This is a genomic window from Microbulbifer sp. CnH-101-G (assembly GCF_052466775.1).
The window spans coordinates 3742213-3766359 of sequence record NZ_CP174292.1 but is presented as its reverse complement, the minus strand read 5'-3'; the positions used below and the strand labels follow the sequence as shown (position 1 = coordinate 3766359).

Here is a 24147-nt window from a genome sequence, read left to right as displayed (position 1 = left end):
TACGGCAACACTTCGATGGAGGGCGTAGTATGAAAGTCGGGCCTTAGATTATATACAGCGGCTTTGGGGAAGCTCTAAGTGGTGATTTATTGTTATTTTGGTTCGAGCCGCTTCCTTGCGACTGAATGCTTTATTAATATTTTTTAAATAAAATTGTTAACCTTGTTAATCAATCCTGAAGAAATAATATATCTGTACGAATAATATATTTTATTCCACGAGTAATTGGCGTTGAGCTGTGGATCCTATGCAAGGGATGCATGCCATGGGGGAAACACAGTACAGATCCAGCGGGGGTTCTTACATCAATATCCATCATGGAGTGCCGGCTGGGCTGTTGGTAGGGGTTATCTGCATTGACACGAAAACGTGTGGCACCGCCATCAAAATCTTCACTGAGTAACACTAGAAAAGTCATTTCGCTAAAACGGTCTGGAAAACCATTAGCCACCAACTGGCCATCTATAATTTGGCTGCCCGGCCAGGCTCCATCGGTGTGAAATTGAAAGTAATCACCTTCTCCATAACGATAAAAGCGAAAGCGCTGATTGAGTCCCACTGGCTCCCGCCCTTCAAAGTAGTCTTTGGGGTCCTGCATAAATGCGCTGCACCGCTGCCAGATTAGCCGTTCGGTAGTTTCATCTACCACCCAGGTAAGGCTGTCGTTATGGCGTACCTCCCTGGGCAAAGAAACGGCGGCATCTGGCAGATAACCGATATTTTCAGTGATATCGATGAGGCGCTGACATTCCTCATTGGAAAATACATTGAGTAATTGAAAAGCGCCGGGCACCTCGGCAATCTCTCTGCGCTGAACCAAAGACGGGGCGCTATCTTTGAGTGAGGCTGGGTTTTCAAATCGTGCGGCCCAGGTGGGCAGAGCAGGATGTTCCGCACCGGGTTCCCTGGCGATAATAAAGAAATCCTGCTCAAGGCTGCTGTTGGCCTCAGTTGCTGGATTCATCGCGATGTCTGGAGAGTTTGGCATAATGACTTCGTCCAAAATATCTGCACTCGGTTTTTTAATTAATGATTAATAAGGGTGAGCTGGGCAAATTGTCGGTGTCCCTCAGCCCCACCGTGGTAGCCAAAACCACTCTGTTTGGCGCCTACCCATGGTGTCCCACCGGCACCTTGGTTAATACCAATCATGCCCGCCTGTAGTTGATTCGCGACTTCCTGGGCATCCGCTTTGCCAAATACCACGGCGCCCAAGCCGTATACAGAGTCGTTGGCTCTGTGAATCCCCTCTTCAATGGTGCTGAACCGGTCTATTGCGACTACTGGGCCAAAAGTTTCTTCGTCCTCAAGTTGCATACCTGGTTTGATACCACTGATGACCGTGGGAGGAATAAAAGGAAGTTCGGGGGATTTTTCGCCTAGCAAAAGCGTTGCGCCTTTCTCTATGGCGTCATGAATATGCCGAACCACTTTTTGATGCTGACGGGGATTGACCAGTGGACCTATATCGACATCCCCTTCTGGCCAACCACCAGTGTGATAATTTTTTGCAATGGCAACTACCGCTTGTTCAAACTGGTCCGCGATACGCTCGTCAACATACACACGCTCGGTTGAAGTGCACATTTGTCCGGCATTTTCAAAGCTGGAGGCTACAGCGAATTGTGCGGCGCGGTGAATATCGGCGCTGGCCAAAACCAGCATGGGATCATTGCCGCCCAACTCCATGATCAGGCGTTTTAACTTGGGAGCGGCATTGGCCATGATGGCCTGGCCGGTTGCACGGGAGCCGGTGAAAGCGACCATATTGATGTCCGCTTTCACCAGGGCTTCTCCGGTTTTCCCATCCCCATGGGCAATCTGTAATACTCCGCTGGGCATCGACTGGTTCAGGGTTTTTACCAGTAGGTCCGCAACCAGAGGGGTTTCTTCGGAGGGTTTTAAAATCACGCTGTTACCGGCAATCAGTGCCGGCACGATCAGGTTATTGGCCATCGCCAGGGGATAATTCCAAGGGGAAATAACCGCGACCACGCCCAACGGACGATATTGAATTTCACTGTTACTCTGGCGCTGGCTGCGCAGGGCCTCACCGGAATCTCCGGCCAACCAGGGGCCACTGTGAATGGCGCCACCCGCCTCGTAGCTGGCCCGCCGCGCATCTTTGCCCATCTCACGGCTGATCAGTTTTGCCAATTTCGCCTGTATGGGTTCAAGCTTTTTATAGGCTTGTTGTACAAGCTCTACACGCTGCTGAATGGATTTTTTGCCCCACTCAATCTGTGCCTGCTTGGCCTGTTGCAGCAATTTTTTTAAATCGTCTTCATAACAAATTTCGACACTGCCGACGACTTCGTTATTTAAAGGGTCTATTGAGTTCAGGGTTTTATTCATGACGAATTGATCGATATTTCAATTTAATTAATGTTTAAACAACGCGATAGTGCGAATTTCCAGGCTGGTACGCCGGGGGGCATTTTCGCTTTCCGGTAAGTCGAAGGCGCAGTGGGGGCTGCCGGTAATCACATCGCTGTGTTCGCTATCAAAAACCCGCAGTAGCAACCCTTCGCCGGGGCGCATATCACTAAACCAAATCCAGCGGTGATGAGGGTTGGCGCTGATGACAGAAATCTGCCCTTCCCGTTCTGGATAAATCAGGCGCATTTTGTGGAAATCCGCTGCTTCCACGCTGCGCAGATCCGCCATAGCCAGGGGGGACTCTTCAACCCGGTGCAGCAGCGGCAGCCACAGGTTCACAAATTTAAACCGGGAATAATCGTCCGGATTTAAGCCGTATTCCGGTAGTGTCTGCTTGAGCTGGCGCTGGGCAGACCAGGGCGTGTAATCGTTGTGCGCGATTTTTACCGGGGCGCGGCGACTGCGGCTCTGTTCAGCGATGACGTCTGCTTTAGTCTGAGCGCGCAGCGTGTGATCGAAGGTCACAACCTGGTCCGCGCCCAAATAAGCAGCCAGCCATCGCTCAATCGCCGGATACCACTGAGTACGGATCAAGGTGTCTCGGGATTCTGGCGAAAGCACTGTGCTATTGGTTGAAGGCCTGCCGCTATCCAGCGCTTTTAAAGTGTCATCCAGCTGGTGCAGGTCGATACCGAGGCTGGGCTCTACCAGCTCAAACCCCTGCTCGTCCAAACGGAAGGTCTCCCCCGCAGCCTGTAGTTGCCTGCCGTCATGAACTGTCACCTGGTGGGGGATTACCTGATCAATCAGGCTAGCGGGGCCGGGGCCTGTATGGCGCTGGTCGTAGACCAGCTCTGCGCTGGGGTCCGCGTAGTTGATATTTGCCCGCATTGAGCGGTGCAGAGTCGCGCCTGGCATAGTGGGTTCCTCACACATGGGAGTCTATGTATCGGCAATGCTAGGCTGGAGCAGATACAATGAAAATCAAGTAACGATTGTGAGTGATACAGGTTTGACTAGGGGTAACAGGGCCGATCGCCTGGACCGGCTGGAACTAAAGCAACTGCGGTTGCTGCAGGCAATTCTGCGGGAATTAAATTTATCCCGGGTGGCGGATCAGCTCGGTGTGACTCAGCAGACTGTGAGTGAGCAGTTGAAGCGACTGCGGGAAATCTTTGGCGACCGTTTATTTATTCGGGCCAGCAACGGAGTGGTAGCCACTCCCCTGGCAGAACGGCTGGCACCGAGGATCGATAGCGTATTAAACGATATCGCCTCACTGTTGCGTGGACACGAATTCCGGCCGGCCGATTACTCCGGCATTTTTACCATCAGCGCCACCGACTTTGAGCAGCGAGTGGTATTGCCGGGGCTGCTGAAAAAACTGCGGGAACAGGCCCCGGGCCTCAAAGTGGTTGTGCTCAAGCTGGAAATCGACCGCATGGCGCAGCAGCTACAAACCGGCGAGGTAGATTTGGTCTTCAGTACACCCGGTTTTGTGCCGGACAACTGCCCGACAATGCTGCTGTATCGGGAGCACTATGTTTGCGTGTGCTGCCGCCATGCAAAAATACCCGGCCTGTTAAAAGGGAAGACTCTGGCATTGGCACAGTTGGCGGCGCTACCGCAATTGGTGGTGTCTCCCTCCCGTGGGGAACTGCGTGGTATGGCGGATACCTGGTTCGAGGAGTTTGGCTTGCAGCGCAATGTGGTGTTGTCGGTTCCCTCTTTTGCCGCTGCAGCCGAATGTATTGCCTCCACCAATACCGTGGCTTTCCTGCCGTCGCGCCTATTGCCCGATGAGCGCCTGAGTACCCTGCTGATTGCCGACCAGCCCCCCGGTTTCGATGTGATCGCCGCCTGGCACAGCCGCAGTGGGCAGGACCCGCTGCACAAATGGATCAGGGATTTATTGGCGCAGCAGTTTGCTCCAGCGTTCTCTCATCAATAAAAGCTCGGAAAGGCGTTTTTATTGCTCCCGGTATTGCGCAAAACATCATTGGCAATTGTGAGTACATGGGGTCGGTGTTGGTTTAGAGTGGTGTTTTCTCGATCCTGCAGCAAATCGAATTGATCTGTACAGCGCTCTCTAATGCAGGGACCAAGACGTAATCTTTCTGCAACAGGTCTTGCCAATGATTGCTTGGGCCCAATGTTCGCCTACCTTGGTACAGGATTAGCTGGCCCGCACTTGATCTGACTAAAGGGTTTTGCTGTAGGCTTACGGAATAATGGAGGCTTTCCTATGGAATGGCTGTATTAATGAATTCGGATTTGGTTATTCACACATGAATTATGGTTCTAATGTTTACCTGTTCAGAATGGTGGAATCCCTGGGCCTGTTAATGCGCACGCGCCTGTGGATGCAAATCCTGTTCGCTATGGTACTGGGGCTTGGGATTGGCCTACTGCTGTCGCCGGAAGGAGCTGGGCTGGTCGATGAGAATCTCAGCGTAATATTGGCCAGTTGGTTCAAGCTGCCAGGCGCCCTATTCCTGAATATGATTCAGATGGTGGTGATTCCACTGGTGGTCTCCTCCATCATCCTCGGGCTCTGCGGCAGTGGGAATGTATCCCAGCTCAAGCGGGTTGGGCTGCGCATAGCGCCCTATTTTATTGCCACCACTACGGTAGCGGTGATTATTGGCATAGTCCTGGCCCAATTTATTCAACCGGGTAACTATATCGATGAGGCCCTGCTCACCGCGGCTACTGAACTACCCAGTAGCGCAGCGCCACAGATGCTGGAATCCAAGCCGCTACCGGAGCGCATCGCCGAACTGATACCAGCCAATCTGAATCAGAGTATCGCTATGCGCAATATGCTGCAGCTGGTGGTCTACGCGATTTTCACCGGAGTGGCAGTGATGTTGCTGCCGCAAAAGCAGCGTGAAACTGCAGTCTATGCCTTCGGCATAGTGCAGGAAATCGCCCTGAAAATAGTCGGTTGGGCCATGCTGTTCGCGCCGTTGGCGGTATTTGGATTACTGGCGGATATCGCCATTCGCGTGGGTTTAACCGCAATCGTGGGGATGTCTGTCTATGTGGGCACGGTTATTCTGGGGCTACTGATCCTACTGCTGTTTTATCTGTTGATTGTCGCACTGGCCACGCCAATGCGGCCATTGAGCTTCCTGCAGCGCATCAGTGGCGTACAGCTACTAGCCTTTTCCACCTCCAGCTCCGCGGCCGTAATGCCGCTTTCAATGCGCACTGCCGAGACTTCCCTGGGAGTGAAACCTTCTATAGCCAAATTTATTGTGCCCCTTGGCGCTACGGTGAATATGGACGGCACTGCCCTCTATCAGGTGATCGCGGCGATTTTCCTCACCCAGGTTTATGGCATTGACCTCAGCACGGCACAGCTGGTGGGGCTTACCGTGACCACCGTGGGCGCTTCAATCGGCTCCCCGAGTACACCGGGTGTGGGGATTGTGATTCTCGCCAGTATCCTGGCCGGAATAGGTGTCCCGCCAGAGGGTATTGCATTGATTCTCGGTGTGGACCGCATACTCGATATGTGCAGGACGGCCGTAAACGTCACGGGCGATCTCACCGCCTGTCTGGTGATGGATAAATTACTAGGCAGTGACAGCCTGGAGGAACCTGAAACCCAGACCGCTTGAGTGTTTTTTCGGGAGGTTTGGGGGCTCGAGATTAATCAGAGCTTTGCAGGATCTCCAGGGTGCGGGGGTCCTGTTTGCCCTCATAATATTTCTCTAAAACCTGCATAAATAGATTATCAGTGCCACCCGCAGCAAGGGCGAACAGGGTCATACTGGACCTGACCTTGATCGCATCAAGGCTACCGAATATTTCCAGGGCGCTGAGATCTTGCAGGTTTAATAACTCCTGACAACACTCCCGCAATCGAGGGCCAAGCTGTGGATGCTTCAGATAAGCCTGCGCCTCCTCTAGACCTGTCACCCCATATCTTTGTGACGTGATACTGTGGCCTAGCCCTTTTAGCTGCGGAAAAATATACCAAATCCAATGGCTGTGTTTGTGCCCCTGCCGCAACTCCTGCAGGGCCTGTGTATAAGAATCGTTTTGTGCTTGGCAGAATCGCTCCAGGTCAAAATAATCATTCATAAACATTTTTCCGTAAAAGGTCATTGATGTTTTACAGGAAGAAAAGCGTAGCTTGAATATCCATGGGTTAAGTTATAGCGGCCATGTTCTGGCAGGAGTAGTAAAGACGTAGTAATTGTCTGCCAAGCAGGTGCTTTTGATACCTGTGTACACGTGGTGATCAAACCCTTGTCGATTAAGCCCTGTTTAACGGTAAAATTTTTCAGGATTTATTATTTGAAAGACGGGGTTAACCGTCTTTTTGATTGAAGAAACCCAATTTATGCGGTGGGCAATAAAGCCCGTATATCATCAGGTACCGGCATAGATTTTCCAGCCTGTTGGTCTACCCAAACAATCTTAGCTTCACCGGTGGTGTAGAGTTTATCGGTCTTATCCGCATCTCGGATTTCGTAATAGCTATTAAAGCTACTACGCCCGGGAGTGCCGCCATACATACTAACAATAATGTTGGCTGGAAATACCAATGGTAATTGAAAATTGGCCGAAGCATTGAGTAGTACCGGGCCGTCTCCTTGGTTACTGCTAACCGCGCCGGAGCGTTTAATAGCTGCTAACCAGCTGCAGCGGCACTGCTCAAAGTAGGTGAAGTAGGTGGCGTTGTTGATATGTCCTAAGGCGTCCATATCACCCCAGCGTACAGCTAAGGTTTCCTGATGTAGAAGGTTGCGGGGGGCTTCACTCATTGTCATTACATTTAAATTGATACATTAAGGATGTTGATTGTAGTGAGTTGACATAGCTATGGATAGCTTTAGGTATTTTTCATTTTGGATCAAAGTAAAGCTTTAGATAGAAATCTATATTGCTATAGATTTTCTTTACTCTCAAAACGAATTTGATAGCGGCTCAAATTTAGAGCCGCTTAGGAGGGTGTGTTAGCTGGCTTTAAATGGGTTAGGTAAGAGCAAGTTTTTTATGCCTGGTCTGAGATCTCTTCTCAAATTTTACTATAGCCGTGTTTTGCCATTAATACATCGAGTTCATAGGCCACGTCTGGCAACATAGCTGTATTGTCAATTCCACCTAAAACCTTAACACCCTTCTCCCTATCTTCCGACATTTTGTCAATCATTTACCAAATAAAATGACTGAAATAGTAGGCGTCATCTTCTGATTGCAGACCTGACTCAAGAATATTGATCACTCTCTGTTATCTAGCTGATGGGCATAATACTGAACAAGGTCATGAGCATGTGGGGATCTGACAATTAAAATCACTGTGCTGCACCCATATCTTTTTAACAGGCATTCTATCAGTCAAGCATTTTAGTTTTTCTGCCAGGGTTCTGATCTTCATTTTCTTATTCACAGTTAATAGATAGCGACCTTTAGCAGAATTTGAAGCCCTTTATATGGTTGAAATGACATGCTTTCAAGTAATCCGCTCGCGATAAAAATAAATATACCTAATTTTTTTTCGGTTCAGAGTGAGATTACTTATAAAACATCGTAAAAATGAATATAGAACCCATTAATAAAATATAATTTGTTATGTCTGAAAGGTCATTTATTTGGTTTGACCAAATGATATGTGATTAGTTAAGTTCGCTATTTGATCTATAAGATTGCTGAATAGAAGAGCTAAGTTAAATTTTTATCAGAGAGATAATGGATTATTATGTCTGAATTGCTGCAATTGAAGAGCCTGTCTGATCTTCAAAAGTTTATTGCCGAGATTGAAACTTATAAAGGAAGACCTACGATCAGGGGGAAGCATCCCACGCTCTATGAAGAAAGAACGGAAGGCCGCTTCAGAACTGTGATGGGGGTAAGGGTGTGTGACTTTCAATTTTCATCTGATGAAAGGTGGGTATTACCAAATCCTGCAATGGGGCTCTCTTTTTCAGCCACCTGGGACAACCTCAAGTTTGTTTACGGTATGTTTAAGAAAAGAGCAAAGAAGAAGCCCGTTGATATATACTGGGTCCTTTCTGAGGCAGATATCCCACCAGGTCTTGCTTTTACGAAGGATACTGGGAATCCAGGTCATTATTTTTTGGCAGTTACAGAAAGAATGCTTGTTGAGCAGCTAGTAGAAAAACTACGTCTCGTTGCACAAAGAATGGCGGTTATAGAAGATGGGGGAAGAGCACTATGATTAAGTTTACAAGGTATGAGCATGTTAATGATCTAGTATCTCATTACATTGAAGTGTTAGATCGAGACGATATTGCACAAATCCTTATTCAAGGAATAAATAATACAGAGGATGCTGAACTTTTTTCTAAATTCATTTGGCAACTTGTTGGCCAAATGAATGAAGATGAAGAGAATGAAGTTGTAGTTCTAGGAAGTGTTGATAATTCAGAGATGATTCCAGATATACATTATGAGATTACAAAGCTTATGAGGGATTCTGGATTTTATGGGGTTTGGGAGTCAGTTTCTGAGAAGGAAATGTAATTTTAAATAAGGGTTTTCCCATTCTTTGCGAGTGATTTTTATTTTAAGGAGTGTTTTAATTAAAATTTTCCTGTCCATGAGTGTTCTGTATTTTTTGTGAGTTTATATTTGTTTTGATGAAATATTAAATTATGTTTTTTCGGCGTATAACTTTTTCTATTTTCTTGCTTGTCTATTTTTGAAATAAGTGGGTGATCATATCTAACAATTAATTTTTTTATGTAGAGGCAAGATGCTGTGATTGAAGAGAGAGGAAGATATATAAATGCTCAAGGTAATCCGGATGCTCATAGCGAGTATAAGTTTCAAGAAAGGGGGAATGTAATATATCAGCTATTTCTTTTGGTGCTGAGTATATACGTTCTGAGTGTTGTTCTGGTTGATCTTATTTTTGTAGAAAATGCTGAAATACAACGAGTTCTACAATATATAGATATTACGATATGTTGTATATTTTTATTAGATTTTTTTGTTAATTTATTTGCCTCTAAAAGTAAGCTCGGATATTTAAAATGGGGATGGATTGACCTTGTTGCATCAATTCCTGCCCTTGATCCTTTAAGATGGGGTAGGATTTCAAAGGTTGTGCGGATCTTAAGGTTCTTGCGCACAGTAAAATCGTTAAGATTATTATATGCGGTTTTAAAAGAAAATAAGCTCCAAAGTATCACTTTATTTGTATTGCTAATCTCTTTTGTATCTTTTTCCTTGTGCGCCACTTTGATCCTTCAATTTGAGAGTAGCAATGGTGGCAGTATTGATACAGCAAATGAAGCTTTATGGTGGGCCTTTCTAAATATTATGAATGCGAAGGTGGCGATCAATCAAGCCGTATCAGTGGGCGGAATATTTTTGACGGTATTGTTAAATAAGGTAGGTCTATTGCTCTTTGCATACCTTAATGCAATTTTAATTGCATGGCTATTAAACAGGCGTACTGAGCATAAAAAAAGCCCCGTTCTTGCGGATGAGCCTTTTTAAAAATGGTGTCCGGAGGCGGAATCGAACCACCGACATGAGGATTTTCAATCGCTTTTGATTAACAAAACACCAAACCTCACAATAGGGACAGTTTCTGTAACCTATTGATTTGTAAGTATTAATTGGTTGAGTTAAGCTATTTTTAACTGCTGCTTGTTCTGGGGAACTGTGACACAAGTGTGACGTAACTATTGTTGATGAACTTCTGACTCAGCAAAATGCAGTATCCACCACTGGGTCTTGGGAATTGAGCGATAAAACTCGCTGTTACTTGATACCCAAACCCCTTCATTCAATCCGAAATTATTCTCTTTCCCGCATTGCCAATGCTTTCGGCTGATTATTTTACAATCCTTGTGTTCATCTATTGGCCAGCCTTCACTTGTTTCCCAAGATAATACTGTTCCAGCCGATTCATTGACTTTAAAAGTTCTCCTTGGGATGTGGGCCCACTTACATTCCTCTCTATCATCACATTTTTTTTGCTCAAACTGCACAGTTATTTCGTCCTTCCAAGGTCCCCTGATATCAAAGTGCCAGCATGCCCAGATAATTCCTGCAAGTATCAGTACGGGTGTTATGTCGGCTTTTAACAAGTGCATGAAGTAGGTGTCCTAACATGGCAGATATGTATAAAGGTGTCCTTCAGAGAGCCCTGAGTGGATGCCAGAAGTATTTGAGGCTAGACTGTCTGAGAGCCATACAGAGAACTGTGTTGCGGAGAATAGGGCCTTGTGAGGGCCATGGCTAGTCCGTTAGCGGGACTGGGAGTTTTCTATTGAGGAGTGCATTGCGAGTGGAATAGGTGGTGCTGCTGTATGTTTTATGTCGAGCTTGCCCGCACATTCATCAATGGGAAGCCATGTAAAGGCATAGAGACTGCATTTGTTGAGGCCACCTTGCCGGGTAAGCATTACCAGGTCCACATCTATAAGGGCCTTGAGAGCTCTTCTAAGGGTGCTGTTAGAAGTCCAACCTCTTGAACCCATAACCTTTAGAGTTACGCTAAAATCACCGTTCTACTGCCTTGCCATGTCCATAAGTAGCGACTTGGCTGGGTGTGGAAGAGCAATGTAGGCTGGAAGGTCTAATAAACGATGGTATAGCTGGAAAAAGGGTGGTGAAGCGCCCTTCTTCCTCATTTTTAGTCGGCTCCTAGCCATCTCATCTCTTGCTATTTCGCCGTTTTTCCCAGATCAGAACCTTAAAAGCATACTTTTGTCCTTGTTCTCCCGCGCGCATGATTTCTTCTGAAGGCAGGTAGTACACACAGTAGCGGGCATTGCGCCCAGTGGGGTCTAAAGTACGCTCTTCGCGCCATTGGCTGATGATAGGCCAGCCGAACTCATTTCGAAGCCTTTCTATGGGGGCAGATAGTCGATAAGAGGCCGTTTCATTTTGAAAGGTGCGATGGGAAATCCTTTGGGCCCGGAGTAAACGAGTGAGTGCTCTGGAGGGCATTGCTCCAATTTGTGGAGGGTACTTCATCTTATAACCCTCCTTTATCAGCTTGTTCGTCAAGCCAGGATTCAAAGGCATCAAGGTCTATCAATACTTTCCTGCCGACTCTAACAATGCAGACTGAGAAGCCATTTTGCGATGCGTTAAAGATTTACCAGCGTATGATACTTGGAGTGAAACCTGCATCAGGGTAGTAAGATGGTAGGTTCTTTACTGTGGTAAGTCGTTTCGTGGTAGGCATTTATAGTTCCATTCATTAAGAGTGAGGCTTAATTGTGGATTTTGGCTGCCTCCCATGAAACGGGAGTATTTAGCAATTTAAAAACTGAAATTATCTCCTTGCTTTTTTAGGATGTCTTTAACCCTGCCGGAGATGTAATTGACGTCATATCCAGGGTATATATCCATATAAAATAGGCACGTAGCGGTAAACTGCTGATTTTTCCTTCTCGCTTCATCGTTTTTACTTTTGAAATAGAACTTGTTTAAATTAAATACGAGGTCTTCAATTAGCAGCCTCTCTATATTATTGGGGCCCCTCTTATCTGAAATACTATCTAGTATTTTCAGGTTTTGGTTAGCATTTTTAGCTAAAATATCTAGTGTTTCTTGAAGCTCAAAAAAGCTGAAAGAAGTGTGTGGGCACTGTTTTTTTAGTGAGCGCTTTTCTTGAAGAGAAAGCTTGTTAATAACCTCTGAGAGCCCCCCAGCTAGTTTTGAAATATTCCTATACTTCGGTACTGACTTAGCCTTTGTCGAAGCTCTTTTGTCATTTGCCAGCTTTATGTAGTGATTGTTATATAGCCCATTTAAAAAAGTGGCGATGTCTTCTGGTGAAATCTTATTTAAATCAAATTTTGTAATGATATCCTGACAACTATGCTTACCATCGGCTAGCTCTTCAGTCGTTGGGACGAATGGATTATTTATTTCCCAGGCGGTCAGGGAGTCATCACTCAAATTTTGATTCATTTTCATGAGCCAACCCCAAAGATGGTGCTATTCATCGATTCCAGTACCTTAGAAGTATGTTGCTCGGATAGATGCGCATACCGCTTAACCATTTGTAAGGTTTTGTGTCCTAGAATTTCTGCAATCTCAGTTAGGGATGCGCCGTTCATGGCGAGATAGCTAGCTGCTGTATGGCGGAGGTCGTGGAACTTGAAATTGCTTATAGCAGCCTGTTTAAGTGCTTTACCCCAAGGCGAGCGGATAAAAATTGGAGCTGTGGGTTTAGAATCACTGAAAAAAAGTAAGTCAGTATCCAGGCGGCGAACTTCGGCTAGTTCCGATATGAGCTCTTTTGCGTGTCCAACAAGAGGAACAGAGCGACGCTCCCCTTTTTTTGTTTCGTGTAAAGTTATGTAACCACGGTTAAGGTTTATATCTCTCCATTTCAGGCCCATAATTTCTGACTGACGCATGCTTGTAGACAAGGCCAGAACGACTACCGGATATAGCTGCCTGCAATTTGAACTTTTACAAGCAACAAGAAGTTTTTGTCTTTCGCTCTCACTAAGGAATCTCACCCTCCCTCGTGGTCCTCTGGGTTTACGAACTTTACGTAAGGGGTTTTCTTCGAGCCACTCCCATTCGTTAACTGCGACTGTGAAGGTATGAGAGAGGGCTGCCATGTATCTAACAACAGTCGCCAGTTGGCGCCCTTGGTGAAGTTTGTCGCGGGTTTCTGAGAGAAGTGCGGGTGTAACATAAGCTAAAGAGCGATAGCCCAGTTTATTTTTCCACCAGGTAAGTTGTCTCCCTTGAGCGTTCATGCTCTTTGGTTTGGTCGAGAGTACATCGCTGATGTAACGATCGATTAATTCGGCAAGTGTTCGGCGTTTAGATTCTGTTGTTTTGAAATGGCGGCCTTCCCGAATAGCTGCTTCAGTTTGTTGAATCCAGCGCTTCGCATCAGTCTTGCGATTGAAAGTTGCGTTCTGTGGAGGGAAACCTTTTAGGCGTACTTGTGCCTGGTAGCGCACCTCCCCTTTGCTATTTTTTCTTTCCCTAATTGAGGCCACTGAAATCCTCCTTGCCGCTTTGGAAAGCTGTCCAATAAGGTATGTGAAGTGCCAAATAAGCACAACAAAGGACTAATAATCACCGTACGGGTTATTGGAGAGCCTAAAAAAATCTTGGAATATCAGTGGGCTCCTAGATTTATTGAGTGGAGGCTTTGAGGCGAGTCACGCATAGGACGCACTAGGATACCGAGGTGTGTTGAATGAGGTTAGTTATCTTGTGAGGTGGTTTGTTATCGCCAAGTGTGAAAGGAGTGTGACGCGGCTAGAAACAAAAAAGGCCCACAATTTCTTGCAGGCCTTTATTTGTATGGTGCCCGGAGGCGGAATCGAACCACCGACACGGGGATTTTCAATCCCCTGCTCTACCGACTGAGCTATCCGGGCTTTGCGATCTTGCTGGGCTTCCCCTGCGTCGCGAGGCGCGTATTAAAGCCTTATCGCGGGGCTGAGTCAACCCCTTGATTGTAAAAAGTTTTTTTTCTTTTGCGGGGAAGCTTTGCGGAGCCCGTTTACTGCTGTTCCGGGGGTACGTAGCCGTCGGCTGCGTCGTACTCTTCACCGCTCAGGAACTTCATCATCTGCTCGCTCAGGTAGGCGCGGCTGGAAGGTTCCATCATGTTGAGGTGCTTTTCATTGATCAGCATGGTCTGGTGCGACATCCACTCCTGCCAGGCTTTTTTGGAAACGTGCTCGAAGATATCGACGCCTTTGGGGCCGGGGAAGGGCGGTGCGTCCAGGCCTTCCAATTCCTCTTGGTACTTGCGGCAGAATACGGTTCTGGACATGGACTCCTCCTGGTTCTAGTCGGCCGTAGTTGGGGCGAGCAGGGGTGCCTGCAGCGCCAATAGTTGTTTTGCCAGCTTTACGATTGGGGCGGGTAGCCCCAGTTCTTGGGCCGCGCGGGCGCGGTTTAGTTGTCGCAGTTTATACCAGCCGGCGTCGCTCTCCGCCACCTGGGTGGAGACTTTGTCGAGCTGTACCCACAGCGGGGTAATATCCAGGTGGAAGTGGGTAAAGGTGTGTCGCAGCAGCGGCAGCGTGTGTATTTCACTTGCGCGCCAGCGCTGTTGTTTGAGCCAGGCCTTGGCATCTTCTGCCTGGGGAGGACACCAGAGGCCACCCCAAATACCGCTGGCGGGGCGCTGCTCTAGATAAATTTCGCCCCGGTATTCCAGTAGTAACAGGGTGGCGCTGCGCACCGGTTTTTCCTTGCGCGGTTTTTTGCCGGGGTAATCCTGCGGATTGCCTTGGGCGTGGGCCACACAGGATTTCTTTAACGGGCACTCTTCACAGCGGGGTTTGCTGCGGGTGCACAGGGTGGCACCCAGATCCATCATCACCTGGGTGTAATCGTTAACGCGTTTGTCCGGGGTGTAGGTCTCGGCCAGCTCCCACAATTGATTGGCCACGGCGCTCTGCCCCGGCCAGCCTTCCACGGCGTGGAAGCGCGCCAGTACCCGTTTTACGTTGCCATCCAGAATCGGTGCCCTGAGCCCCATGCTGATACTGGCGATGGCGCCGGCGGTGGAGCGGCCAATGCCGCTCAGTTCGGTGAGCGCCTCTACATCCCGTGGAAATTCCCCACCGTGTTCCTGCAACACCGTCTGTGCACATTTATGTAAATTGCGCGCACGGGCGTAATAACCGAGGCCGCTCCAGTGGGCTAGGACCTTATCCAGCGGTGTGGTGGCGAGGCTCTCCAGGGTGGGAAAGCTCTGCATAAAGCGCTCGAAGTAGGGGATCACCGCGCTGACCTGGGTCTGCTGCAGCATGATCTCGGAAACCCACACGCGATAGGGATTGATATTCTGCTGCCAGGGCAGGTCCTTGCGCCCGTGTTTGTCGAACCATTTGAGAGCGGCGTTTTGGAACTGCTTTGGGGTCATGGAGATACTGCGGGCTGGAGTTTGTGATGGAAACCTTGGGGCCGTGCACGAGTTAACCTCGGTGCACTTTGCCTGGGTCTTAGCGACGGAAGAGATTTTTCATGGTTTCTCTCAATTCGTCGACCTTTTCTTCAGCCTAATCGCCATATTTTTTCGGTGAGCGCAGGCCTTGCCGTTCATCTTATCTAGTTCAGGTCTAGCTCAGTCTGAGCAGCACCGTGACAATCTCCCCTTAACGATCAGACCTGTATGCCCTCTTCCGGCACATAGAAATAGCCGACAAAGCGATAATTGGTGGCAGCCATACCATAGTTATGGTTTGCGGTCTCTAGCTGCTTGGGCAGAATCACAAAACCGGGCCCGTAGTTTTTCACCCGGTGAGCGCCGGGTTTGTGAGTCCAGTAGCCGGTTTCCGGGTCCCGCCGGTACCAGTGGTGATCGGTTGTGGACTTATACAGGGCAACACAGTAATAACCTTTGGTGAAAGGCGGGGGATCATTTGCTGGGGCGTTGGCTACATAAGCCATACCATCGCGCTTGGCGCCCTCAATCAGGCGGTCATTGTCCAAGCCCGCGTCATAACCGGAGTAGGAGCCGGGATCAGGCTTGCCCTTGTGGGGCTCCTCGCAGTTTGCGGCCCAGGCATAGCAGTTCACATGGTGGTTACCCCAGGCCTCCTCTGCAGGTGTGTTTTTTGCAGCGCTAGTCACCAGCTTGGTGATCACCTGCTTGGACTGATTGTCTCGATTCCGTTCCAGTAATGGCATTTGTTATTCCTGTTATTTGACCAATTAACCCCATAGAGTTTGAACGAATTTTGGGAAAAGAAAGTGCAGGTAATAAGGAAATTGTCGTGCGATGAGAAAAAGCTCAACTGGTGTAAAAAATAGCTTGAGTGATCTCGGCGCACTCGATGGCCACCCCCACACATAAGCTAAGGACCGCACTAAGTCATTCGCAATAACACCGCCTTTTGAGCGGATTATTCGAATTTTCTTTATCTGGTTATTTTTCGCTCTTGTACTTAGGGCAGTATTTTTACAACTGCTTTGGAGTTACGGCAAGGATTGCGCAACTGAACAGCGTGGGTGACTGGGGGGAGTTGCGCACCGGGCGGAACCCGGTGCGGCTTACATTAACGGCCGAAAAGATTTTTCAGTTTGTCTTTCAGCTCGTCGACTTTTTCTTCTACCTTATCGCCATATTTTTTCTTGGCTTTGTATTTCAGCTCCTCGCGCACCAAGTCATCGAGGCGGCGGCTGTCGGGTTTACAGGTTGTTGGGCCCACATCGTCGAAGTCGGCTTTGCAGCGCAGGGGCAGCGGGCGGTTGCGCCAGCGTTTGTTCTTGACGGTGCAGCCATCGGCGGAGGTGCTCTCACCCACTAGAGCGAGGCCGAGGGCGAAGTCGAAGTCCTGTTTCTTCAGGTCCACCTCGCCGTCGCCGGTCATGGCGATATTCTCGATGCCGGCGAGAATTTCGGTCACTTTTACTTCGTCACCTTTCACCGCGATGGTGGCGCGCACATCTTGCAGATCGGTCTGGGCGGGCCAGTTTCTCTCCGGCAGCGGAGTATTCTCGGCGTAGCTGAACAGCTGGCACATGCTCTTCTCCAGATTGAAGGGCGCTATGGATAGCTCCTTGCTGGAGACATTGACGGCGGCGCGCAGGTTTTGTTGCAGGTCCGTGGAGGTCTTGCCTTTGGTCTGTCCGTCCCAGTTGACGCTGGCTTCGCCGGCTATCTGCACTTTTTCACTGGGGAACAACGCTTTCTGTACCTTGCCGATATCCACACCGACCAGGCCGCCGCGCACCTGGCCCTCTGCGGTTTGGGCGCGGGCGTTGAACTGGCCGTTGCTATTGAGCTGGCCGCCGTAGAGGTCGGCACTGAGTTTTTGCAGCTGGTAGAGGCCGTTATCTACGGTGAGTTGGATTTCCGGGCTGTCCAGTTGCAGGCCGGCAGCCTGTAGCTGGTCTAGGGCCAGACTGATATTGGCGTTAAAGCCACGCAGGTCGCTGAGAGGCAGGGGTTCGGCGGGTAGCTGCTCACCGGCTTTGGGCTTGGATTTCTTTTCCGTCTGCTGGGCGCTCAGGGTCTCCGCGGAAGTCGGAGTCTGGGTAGACTCCTCACTCTGTGCGGTGGCTTCGGTAGAGGGGGCCTTCGTTGCTGGTTCCCCGCTTGTTTGCTCGCCAGTCTTCTCGTTCTTCTCTTCTGCCGGTGGCAGATAGTTATCCAGGTTGAAGGCGCCGCCGCGCAGGCTCAGGTCGAGCCCCGGCATCTCTGCATTGCGCACTTGGGCGTTACCGTTAAAGGTGGTGCCGTCGAGCTTTAATTGCAGTGGTGTCAGGTTGAGTTTTTGTTCGGTGCCTTCGATGCTGGCTTCGATATTCAGCTTTTGAAGTGCGGCGCTGTCGCGAGTCACGACTTCACTGCCGGTCAGTTCCAGCCAGGGGCGCAGAGGATCGACGCTGGCGTTTAGGTTCATCTGCACGCGCCAGGGTTGGTTGCCGTTGTCGCGGCGCACATAGCCGCGCAGGTGCATGGTGGCCTGGGCGTTGTTATCGGAAGTGAGCACCAGCTGCAGAGGTTGCAGGCGCAGGCCGTTGAGGCCTTCGTCCAGGGCCAGGGTACTGTCCATTTTAAGTTTCAGTGGGTAGCGTAAGTCGCTGCCCGTCACACTGGCATCGGCGCTGAGTTGACCCGGTTCGCCGCCGGGCACCAGGTTGTCGGCGCTGATATTCAGGTTTTCCACTTTATAGGCTTTGCCCGTGCGGGCGTCGCTGTAGGAGAGCAAGCCCTTTTCAATGCGCAGCTTGTTTAGGCTGAGCTCAACCTGTTGCTCGGCCGGTGTCTCTGTTTCCTTGGGGATCTCAAGCTTGGGCGGCTGTTTTTTCTGCGCTTCCAGTGCCTCACTGATCAATTCCCAGTTGCCGCGCCCCTCTTTGTCCACCGTGAGTTCGATCTGCGGTGCCACCAGCACGATTTCCTCGGCTTCCACCCGGCGTTGCAGCAGCGGCTTGAGGGCGACACCCACAGCAATTTTATCGGCGCGCACCAGGGTTTCTTTGGGCAGCTGTAATGGCGCCATGGTGACATCGTTTAATTGCAGCCCTACCTGTGGCCACAGTTGCCAACCAATATCGCCCTGCAGTTGCAGAGAGATTCCCTGCTTGGCGGCGAGTTTTTCCAGTTGCGGCTTGTATTGATTGATGTCGAGGCCGGCCAATAGCCAGGCGACAGCGCCGGCGAGCAGCAGGAAAACGACCAATAGAGCGATAAGTGTGCGCTTGATCCAGGCCATGGAGAGGATTGTCCCTGTGTTTTTTTGAAGGTACGTCGAGCGTGTAGTAATACCTCAGACGCCGCGGTGGGGGTTGATGTTCCCACAGGTTGTCACCGAGAGCCTATCCGGCAAGTGTAGGAGATGCAGCCCCGCGGAGCTGGGCGCGCCGCGGGGCCATTGAAGCAGTTGTGGCTTAGAAAATAAACCGCACGCCGGCTTCGATACTGCGGCCTGGCGCCGGAGCATAGTCGCGCAGCAGGGAGGTGGAGTTGCGAATTTCTTCGTCGAGCAGGTTGCGGGCGCTGGCGAAGAGCACGGCGTCGCTGCTGCCGATCTTGAGGTTGTACTCGGCGCTCAGGTCCATGCGGGTGTAACCATCGGTGGGTTCTTCATAGGCGCCGGCGCGATCCTGGTCCGCCGCCTTTACAGTGCGCCATTCCCAGCCCCACTGGTCGTACTCGGCCCCCAAGGCTAGGCCAATACGCAGCGGCGGCATACGCGGTACATCGGAGCTTTCGCCGGCGATGGCATCATCAAAGCTGGCGCGCACTATATCGCCAAACAAGGTGACATAGTGGCCTCCCTGTAAGGGGAAGGTCACCGAGGCCTCGGCACCGTAGAAAGTTGCATCGCGGTTGGCATAGGCATAGACCGGCAGCTCCTCTTCCTCACCGCCGGTGTTTTGCGCGTAGATATAGTCACCGATCTGGTTGTAGAACACACTGGCCTCAATGCGCGCCGCGTGCCAGCCGCTGGCGGCTTCGTTGTGGTGGTGATAGCCCAGTTCCAGGTTAACGCCGCTCTCTTTGTCCAGCGTATTGTTACCCAGGAGGTAGCGGGATTCCGCCAGGTGGGCGCCATCGGCAAACAGCTCTTCTGCCACGGGGGCGCGCTCGGAGTGGGTAGCGCCGAAGCTGATATGCTGGTGCTCGGCGAGGAAGTACTGCAGTGTGGCGCTGGCGCCGACCAGGTTGAAATCGCGGTCTTTGTCGATTTCCGGGTCTATCTCCACCCGCTCCAGGCGTGCGCCCAGATCCAGGTGCCAGTCGCCCCACTCGCGCTCTTTCATGGTGAAAAAGCCGGCACTGCGGGTACGTGAGGGCTGGATAAAGGCTTCGTCGCCAGCTGCGGCAAAGTCTTTGTCGGTCAATTGCAGGCCGTAGGCACCGCGCCAGCTGTTGCCGGCATCGTGGGTTATTTCGATTCGGCTCTCCCAGGCCTCATTGGTGAAGCGGGTGCCCGGATTGCCGGCATCCAGCTCCACATGCTCGTAATCGTTGTAGCCGATGCGCAGGCTCAATTTGTCCCAATAATCGCCGTCGAAGCGGTGCTCACCTTTCAGGTCATAGCGGGTTTGCACCAGGTCGATACGTACCGCATCGATCTCACCGGCCTCGGCGTGCTCTTCGTGTTCATCATGGTCATGTTCATCGTGATCGTCGTGGTCTTCACCCGCATGTTCCTCATCATCATGGTGATGCTCATGGGTGCCCAGGGGGATGCCGTAGTTGTTTTCCAGCCGGTTTACGGAGAAGCCGATAAAGCCGCTGTCGCTGATCCAGGAAACCCCACCGCTATAGCTGTGGGCGCGGGCACTGGTGTTGCCTACGAAGCCATCGGTGTTGAACGCCTCCTCGTGCTCGCCTTCTTCGTCGGCGTGCTCTTCATGATCATGGTGTTCTTCATGTTCACCGTGCTCAACGATAGCGAGGCCCGGGATTTCGGTATTGTCATTTTCCCGGTAGACACCGTCCACATACCAGGCCAGCTGCCCGGCGCCACCGGTGAAGCGAAATACCGAGGCATCCTGGTTGTCGGCGCTGTTGTGGCGCAGCTCTACCGCGCCTTCCACTTTCTCGGGCACGGCGGTGGGAATGCGTCCGTCGGTAATATTCACCACACCGCCCACGGCACCGCTGCCGTAACGCAGGGCGGCGGGGCCGCGCAGTATCTCAATGCGCTCGGCCAATAGGGGTTCGATGCTGGCGGCGTGATCGGCGCTGGTGTTGGAAGCGTCGGATACATCCAGGTTGTCACTGAGGATTTTTACCCGATTGGCACTTTGGCCGCGGATAACCGGCAGGCCCACGCCACTGCCGAAAGAGGCATTGGCCACACCGGGCTGGTCTTGCAGAGTCTGGCCCAGGGTCGCGGCTGCGGATTTGCGCAGTGCGTCGCCGGAGAGAATGGAAACCGGTGCCGCTACGGCATCGGCGGGTTTATCCAGCGGCGAAACGGTGACATTCACCTCTTCCAGTGCCGGGTTGTTTTCAGCAGCGTAAATAGCGGGCGCAGCCAGGCTGGCAATGGCCAGGGCCAAGGTATTGAACTTGGTCATTTGTTTTTTATGTCCTGTCACAGGCGGATGCTGCCTAACGCGCACATGCGCGGGCATCCACAAAATAAATTGTTGGTTTTTTTAGGGTTAGCTGAGAGACAGGGACAGGGACAGGGGAGGGGCGCGCGCGCTCTGGCGCTCCGGCTGGCGATCGCGCGCTGCTAGCGCAGAGGGCCGGTTGTAGTGACTTTGGGGCTCAGCCTGAACGAGCGGTGGCTCGCTGCCGAGTGCTGCAGGCGAATGCATGCAGCACAGGTCACACAGTTCCACCTGGCTGTTACCGAGATGGAAGTGCTCCGCCCACAGCGGCTGAGCTGCTACTAATGCGAGTAGCAGGAACAGGCTGGCCCAGTAATGGGATTTTCGGCGCTTTAAGGTAACCATACCGCGCATGATATGTGCTTGTGGTTACGAATCAAGTTTCATCTGACACTAGCGAACCACAGAAGGCATCATTCATCTTATAATCTGCGCCCTCTGTCTTATTGCTCATAAAAGGAACGCTTTCGATGCGCAAGGCTAGCGTCACCCGCGACACACTGGAAACCAAGATTCAAGTCAGCGTCAATCTGGACGGCCAGGGGCACGGCCAGTTTGCCACCGGCGTTCCTTTTCTCGAGCATATGCTCGATCAAATTGCCCGACACGGCATGATCGACATGGATATTCGCTGCGATGGCGATATCCATATTGACGACCACCATACGGTGGAAGATATCGGTATTACCCTCGGCAAGGCCATTACTCAAGCTCTGGGGGACAAGAAGGGCATGACCCGTTACGGCCACAGCTATGTGCCCCTGGACGAGGCGCTCTCCCGCGTGGTGATCGATTTCTCCGGTCGCCCCGGTCTGGTGATGGATGTGCCCTTTACCCAGAAACGCATCGGCAATTTCGATACCGAGCTGTTCTATGAATTCTTCCAGGGCTTCGTCAACCACGCCCTGGTGACCGTGCACATAGATTGCCTGCGCGGCCACAACGCCCACCATCAGGTGGAGACCGTATTCAAGGCCTTCGGCCGCGCCTTGCGTATGGCGCTCACCCTGGACCCGCGTATGGCCGGCACCATGCCCTCTACTAAGGGGGTGTTGTGATGGGCCGGATCGCGGTTCTCGATTACGGTATGGGTAACCTGCACTCGGTTGCCAGTGCCCTGGATAAGGTGGCGCCGGAAGCCGAGGTGGTGCTGGCGCAAACTCCGCAGCAGGCCCAGGGGGCCGAGCGCTTATTAGTGCCGGGTGTGGGCGCTATTCGCGACTGTATGGCGGGCTTTGTTGAAGCGGGTTTTGCCCCGTTGTTGAAGGACGCTATTGCGGCGGGTACACCGGTGTTGGGTATTTGCGTGGGTATGCAGATCATGATGCGCCACAGCGAGGAGAATAACGGCATCGACTGCCTGGATATCTTCCCGCAACCGGTGAAGTTTTTTGGCAACGACCTGCCGTTGGCAGCCACCGGCGAGCGCTTAAAAGTGCCGCATATGGGCTGGAACCAAGTACAGCAAACCCGTGGGCACCCGCTGTGGGCCGGCATTGCCGATGGCAGCCGTTTCTACTTTGTGCACAGTTACTATGTACCGGCTGAAGACAACGGGGATCTGGCTGGGCGCACCGATTACGGTGTGCCTCTGGCGGCTGCGGTGGCACGGGAAAATATCTTCGCCACCCAGTTCCACCCTGAGAAGAGCGCCGATACCGGCCTGCAACTTTTAAAGAACTTTGTCAGTTGGAATGGCCGGGCCTGAGCCCCGCCGACGATTCCTGACTTCGATAACCACCGCCGACGAAAGGCAGAGCATGATTGTAATTCCCGCTATCGACTTGAAAGACGGCCAGTGCGTGCGCCTGCGCCAGGGCGAAATGGACGACGCCACCGTATTCTCCGACGACCCACTGGCGACCGCCCAGCACTGGGTGAATGAGGGGGCCAAGCGCCTGCACCTGGTAGATCTGAATGGTGCCTTTGCCGGCAACCCGGTCAATGGTGAAGCGGTCACGGCCATCGCCAAACAGTTTCCCAATTTACCGGTGCAGATCGGCGGCGGCATCCGCGATTTGCACACCATCGAACGCTACCTGGATGCTGGGGTGCAATGGGCCATTATCGGCACCGCCGCGGTGAAGCAGCCGAAGCTGGTCGAGGAGGCCTGTCGCGAATTCGAGGGGCAGATCATCGTTGGACTCGACGCCAAAGATGGGCTGGTCGCTACCGAGGGCTGGGCCGAAGTGTCTGAGCTGAAAGCTACCGAGTTGGCCAAGCGTTTTGCAGATTGCGGCGTCAGCTCCATTGTGTACACCGATATCGCCCGCGACGGCATGATGCAGGGCGTGAATATCGAAGCCACCCTGGAATTGGCCCGAGCGGTACAGGTGCCGATAATCGCCTCCGGTGGTGTCAGCAGCATTGAGGATATCGAGCAGCTGCTGGAAACCGGTGAAATTTACGGTGCGATTACCGGCCGGGCTATTTACGAGGACAAGCTGGACCTGCGCGCGGCGCAGCAGCTCTGCGATCAACGGAGCAAGTAATGGCACTGGCGAAACGTATTATTCCCTGCCTCGATGTCGATGCCGGACGCGTGGTGAAGGGTGTCAATTTTGTCGATATCCGCGATGCCGGAGACCCGGTAGAAGTCGCCCGCCGCTATAACGAGGCGGGTGCGGATGAAGTCACATTCCTGGATATCACCGCCACCCACGAGCAGCGCGACACCATACTGCACACCGTGGAAAAGATGGCCCACGAAGTGTTTATTCCTCTCACCGTGGGCGGTGGTGTACGCACCCTGATGGATATTCGCAACCTATTGAATGCCGGTGCCGACAAGACCGCGATCAACTCCGCAGCGGTGAAAAACCCCGAGTTTGTGCGCGAGGCTGCCGAGCGCTTCGGCAGCCAGTGCATCGTAGTGGCGATTGACGCCAAGCAGGTGGGGGAGAACCGCTGGGAAATCTTTACCCACGGCGGGCGTCAGCCCACCGGCATAGATGCTGTAGCCTGGGCGAGACAGATGGCGGAGTACGGAGCCGGAGAAATACTGCTCACCAGTATGGACCGGGATGGCACCAAAAATGGTTTCGACCTGGCCCTGACTCGCGCAGTTAGCGAGGCGGTGCCGGTGCCGGTGATCGCCTCCGGTGGCGTCGGTAACCTGCAACACCTGGCCGAAGGGGTTTTACAGGGGGGCGCCGATGCGGTGCTGGCGGCCAGTATCTTCCACTTCGGCGAGTACAGCATCGCCGAAGCCAAGGCCTTTATGCAGGAAGCGGGAATAGAGATGCGCCTCTAGTC

General features: G+C 51.6%; 24 protein-coding genes and 1 tRNA gene. 9 read left to right on the top strand and 16 right to left on the bottom strand.

Annotated features, from left to right (window positions below):
• Window positions 1–169: 169 nt before the first annotated feature.
• Genes ACJJID_RS16680 through ACJJID_RS16670 form a run of 3 tightly spaced genes read right to left on the bottom strand, consistent with a single transcriptional unit; the run spans window position 170 to window position 3297 of the window.
• Window positions 170–988: a prolyl hydroxylase family protein gene (locus tag ACJJID_RS16680; RefSeq protein ID WP_444920445.1), complete on the bottom strand. Its 819-nt coding sequence runs from the start codon at window positions 986–988 to the stop codon at window positions 170–172.
• A gap of 38 nt (window positions 989–1026) precedes the next feature.
• On the bottom strand, window positions 1027–2355 hold the full coding sequence (locus ACJJID_RS16675; RefSeq protein ID WP_444920444.1) for an aldehyde dehydrogenase family protein: 1329 nt from the start codon (window positions 2353–2355) through the stop codon (window positions 1027–1029).
• A gap of 27 nt (window positions 2356–2382) precedes the next feature.
• Entirely contained in the window at window positions 2383–3297 is a 915-nt protein-coding gene (locus tag ACJJID_RS16670; RefSeq protein ID WP_444920443.1) for a CmcJ/NvfI family oxidoreductase, read from the bottom strand.
• A 79-nt stretch (window positions 3298–3376) separates the two neighbouring features.
• On the opposite strand from ACJJID_RS16670, the gene ACJJID_RS16665 reads away from it, so the two are divergent.
• The gene (locus ACJJID_RS16665) at window positions 3377–4330 is read left to right on the top strand and encodes a LysR family transcriptional regulator (protein ID WP_444920442.1); all 954 of its coding nucleotides are present in this window, start codon (window positions 3377–3379) and stop codon (window positions 4328–4330) included.
• Window positions 4331–4610: 280 nt separating this feature from the next.
• Window positions 4611–6005, top strand: coding sequence for a dicarboxylate/amino acid:cation symporter (locus ACJJID_RS16660; protein ID WP_444920441.1), 1395 nt, complete (start codon window positions 4611–4613; stop codon window positions 6003–6005).
• Window positions 6006–6036: 31 nt separating this feature from the next.
• Here ACJJID_RS16660 and ACJJID_RS16655 read toward each other — a convergent pair whose 3' ends face one another.
• Window positions 6037–6471 carry a DUF1810 domain-containing protein gene (locus tag ACJJID_RS16655; RefSeq protein ID WP_444920440.1) on the bottom strand — a complete coding sequence of 145 codons (435 nt, stop codon included), beginning with the start codon at window positions 6469–6471 and terminating at the stop codon, window positions 6037–6039.
• A gap of 260 nt (window positions 6472–6731) precedes the next feature.
• Entirely contained in the window at window positions 6732–7157 is a 426-nt protein-coding gene (locus tag ACJJID_RS16650) for an acyl-CoA thioesterase (RefSeq protein WP_444920439.1), read from the bottom strand.
• A gap of 935 nt (window positions 7158–8092) precedes the next feature.
• Between ACJJID_RS16650 and ACJJID_RS16645 the strand changes: the two genes are divergently transcribed.
• The 3 genes from ACJJID_RS16645 (at window position 8093) to ACJJID_RS16635 (ending at window position 9858) form a co-directional block, all read left to right on the top strand.
• The gene (locus ACJJID_RS16645) at window positions 8093–8572 is read left to right on the top strand and encodes a hypothetical protein (protein WP_444920438.1); all 480 of its coding nucleotides are present in this window, start codon (window positions 8093–8095) and stop codon (window positions 8570–8572) included.
• Window positions 8569–8877 carry a hypothetical protein gene (locus tag ACJJID_RS16640; protein WP_444920437.1) on the top strand — a complete coding sequence of 103 codons (309 nt, stop codon included), beginning with the start codon at window positions 8569–8571 and terminating at the stop codon, window positions 8875–8877. Before ACJJID_RS16645 ends, ACJJID_RS16640 begins: the two co-directional genes overlap by 4 nt.
• Window positions 8878–9114: 237 nt before the next feature.
• Window positions 9115–9858 (top strand): ion transporter, encoded by a 744-nt coding sequence (locus ACJJID_RS16635; RefSeq protein WP_444920436.1) that lies wholly within the window; start codon window positions 9115–9117, stop codon window positions 9856–9858.
• A 188-nt stretch (window positions 9859–10046) separates the two neighbouring features.
• Here the strand turns inward: ACJJID_RS16635 and ACJJID_RS16630 are convergent, their stop codons facing one another.
• The 11 genes from ACJJID_RS16630 to ACJJID_RS16580 all read right to left on the bottom strand — a co-directional run bounded on the left by ACJJID_RS16630 (window position 10047) and on the right by ACJJID_RS16580 (window position 21246).
• The gene (locus tag ACJJID_RS16630) at window positions 10047–10460 is read right to left on the bottom strand and encodes a hypothetical protein (protein WP_444920435.1); all 414 of its coding nucleotides are present in this window, start codon (window positions 10458–10460) and stop codon (window positions 10047–10049) included.
• A gap of 562 nt (window positions 10461–11022) precedes the next feature.
• Complete coding sequence (locus ACJJID_RS16625) at window positions 11023–11346, bottom strand: hypothetical protein (RefSeq protein WP_444920434.1); 324 nt, start codon at window positions 11344–11346, stop codon at window positions 11023–11025.
• Window positions 11347–11637: 291 nt separating this feature from the next.
• On the bottom strand, window positions 11638–12297 hold the full coding sequence (locus ACJJID_RS16620; protein ID WP_444920433.1) for a hypothetical protein: 660 nt from the start codon (window positions 12295–12297) through the stop codon (window positions 11638–11640).
• On the bottom strand, window positions 12294–13343 hold the full coding sequence (locus tag ACJJID_RS16615; RefSeq protein WP_444920432.1) for a tyrosine-type recombinase/integrase: 1050 nt from the start codon (window positions 13341–13343) through the stop codon (window positions 12294–12296). Before ACJJID_RS16615 ends, ACJJID_RS16620 begins: the two co-directional genes overlap by 4 nt.
• 311 nt (window positions 13344–13654) lie before the next feature.
• Window positions 13655–13730: transfer RNA gene (locus ACJJID_RS16610), tRNA-Phe, on the bottom strand.
• Between the two features lie 125 nt (window positions 13731–13855).
• Window positions 13856–14131, bottom strand: a complete 276-nt coding sequence (locus ACJJID_RS16605) for an oxidative damage protection protein (protein WP_152455703.1) — start codon at window positions 14129–14131, stop codon at window positions 13856–13858.
• A 15-nt stretch (window positions 14132–14146) separates the two neighbouring features.
• On the bottom strand, window positions 14147–15232 hold the full coding sequence (gene mutY, locus ACJJID_RS16600) for an A/G-specific adenine glycosylase (RefSeq protein ID WP_444920431.1): 1086 nt from the start codon (window positions 15230–15232) through the stop codon (window positions 14147–14149).
• A 239-nt stretch (window positions 15233–15471) separates the two neighbouring features.
• On the bottom strand, window positions 15472–15999 hold the full coding sequence (locus ACJJID_RS16595; protein WP_444920430.1) for a hypothetical protein: 528 nt from the start codon (window positions 15997–15999) through the stop codon (window positions 15472–15474).
• A gap of 368 nt (window positions 16000–16367) precedes the next feature.
• Window positions 16368–18533, bottom strand: coding sequence for an AsmA family protein (locus ACJJID_RS16590; RefSeq protein ID WP_444920429.1), 2166 nt, complete (start codon window positions 18531–18533; stop codon window positions 16368–16370).
• Between the two features lie 175 nt (window positions 18534–18708).
• The gene (locus tag ACJJID_RS16585) at window positions 18709–20853 is read right to left on the bottom strand and encodes a TonB-dependent receptor (protein WP_444920428.1); all 2145 of its coding nucleotides are present in this window, start codon (window positions 20851–20853) and stop codon (window positions 18709–18711) included.
• Window positions 20854–20940: 87 nt separating this feature from the next.
• Window positions 20941–21246, bottom strand: coding sequence for a hypothetical protein (locus ACJJID_RS16580; protein WP_444920427.1), 306 nt, complete (start codon window positions 21244–21246; stop codon window positions 20941–20943).
• Window positions 21247–21362: 116 nt separating this feature from the next.
• On the opposite strand from ACJJID_RS16580, the gene hisB reads away from it, so the two are divergent.
• The 4 genes from hisB to hisF are packed head-to-tail and all read left to right on the top strand — an operon-like array spanning window position 21363 to window position 24145.
• The gene (gene hisB, locus ACJJID_RS16575) at window positions 21363–21950 is read left to right on the top strand and encodes an imidazoleglycerol-phosphate dehydratase HisB (RefSeq protein WP_152455691.1); all 588 of its coding nucleotides are present in this window, start codon (window positions 21363–21365) and stop codon (window positions 21948–21950) included.
• Entirely contained in the window at window positions 21950–22600 is a 651-nt protein-coding gene (gene hisH / locus ACJJID_RS16570) for an imidazole glycerol phosphate synthase subunit HisH (protein WP_444922647.1), read from the top strand. The genes hisB and hisH overlap by 1 nt, the downstream gene beginning before the upstream one ends.
• Before the next feature lie 52 nt (window positions 22601–22652).
• On the top strand, window positions 22653–23384 hold the full coding sequence (gene hisA / locus ACJJID_RS16565) for a 1-(5-phosphoribosyl)-5-[(5-phosphoribosylamino)methylideneamino]imidazole-4-carboxamide isomerase (RefSeq protein ID WP_444920426.1): 732 nt from the start codon (window positions 22653–22655) through the stop codon (window positions 23382–23384).
• The gene (hisF, locus tag ACJJID_RS16560) at window positions 23384–24145 is read left to right on the top strand and encodes an imidazole glycerol phosphate synthase subunit HisF (RefSeq protein WP_444920425.1); all 762 of its coding nucleotides are present in this window, start codon (window positions 23384–23386) and stop codon (window positions 24143–24145) included. Before hisA ends, hisF begins: the two co-directional genes overlap by 1 nt.
• The last annotated feature ends 2 nt before the right edge of the window (window positions 24146–24147 follow it).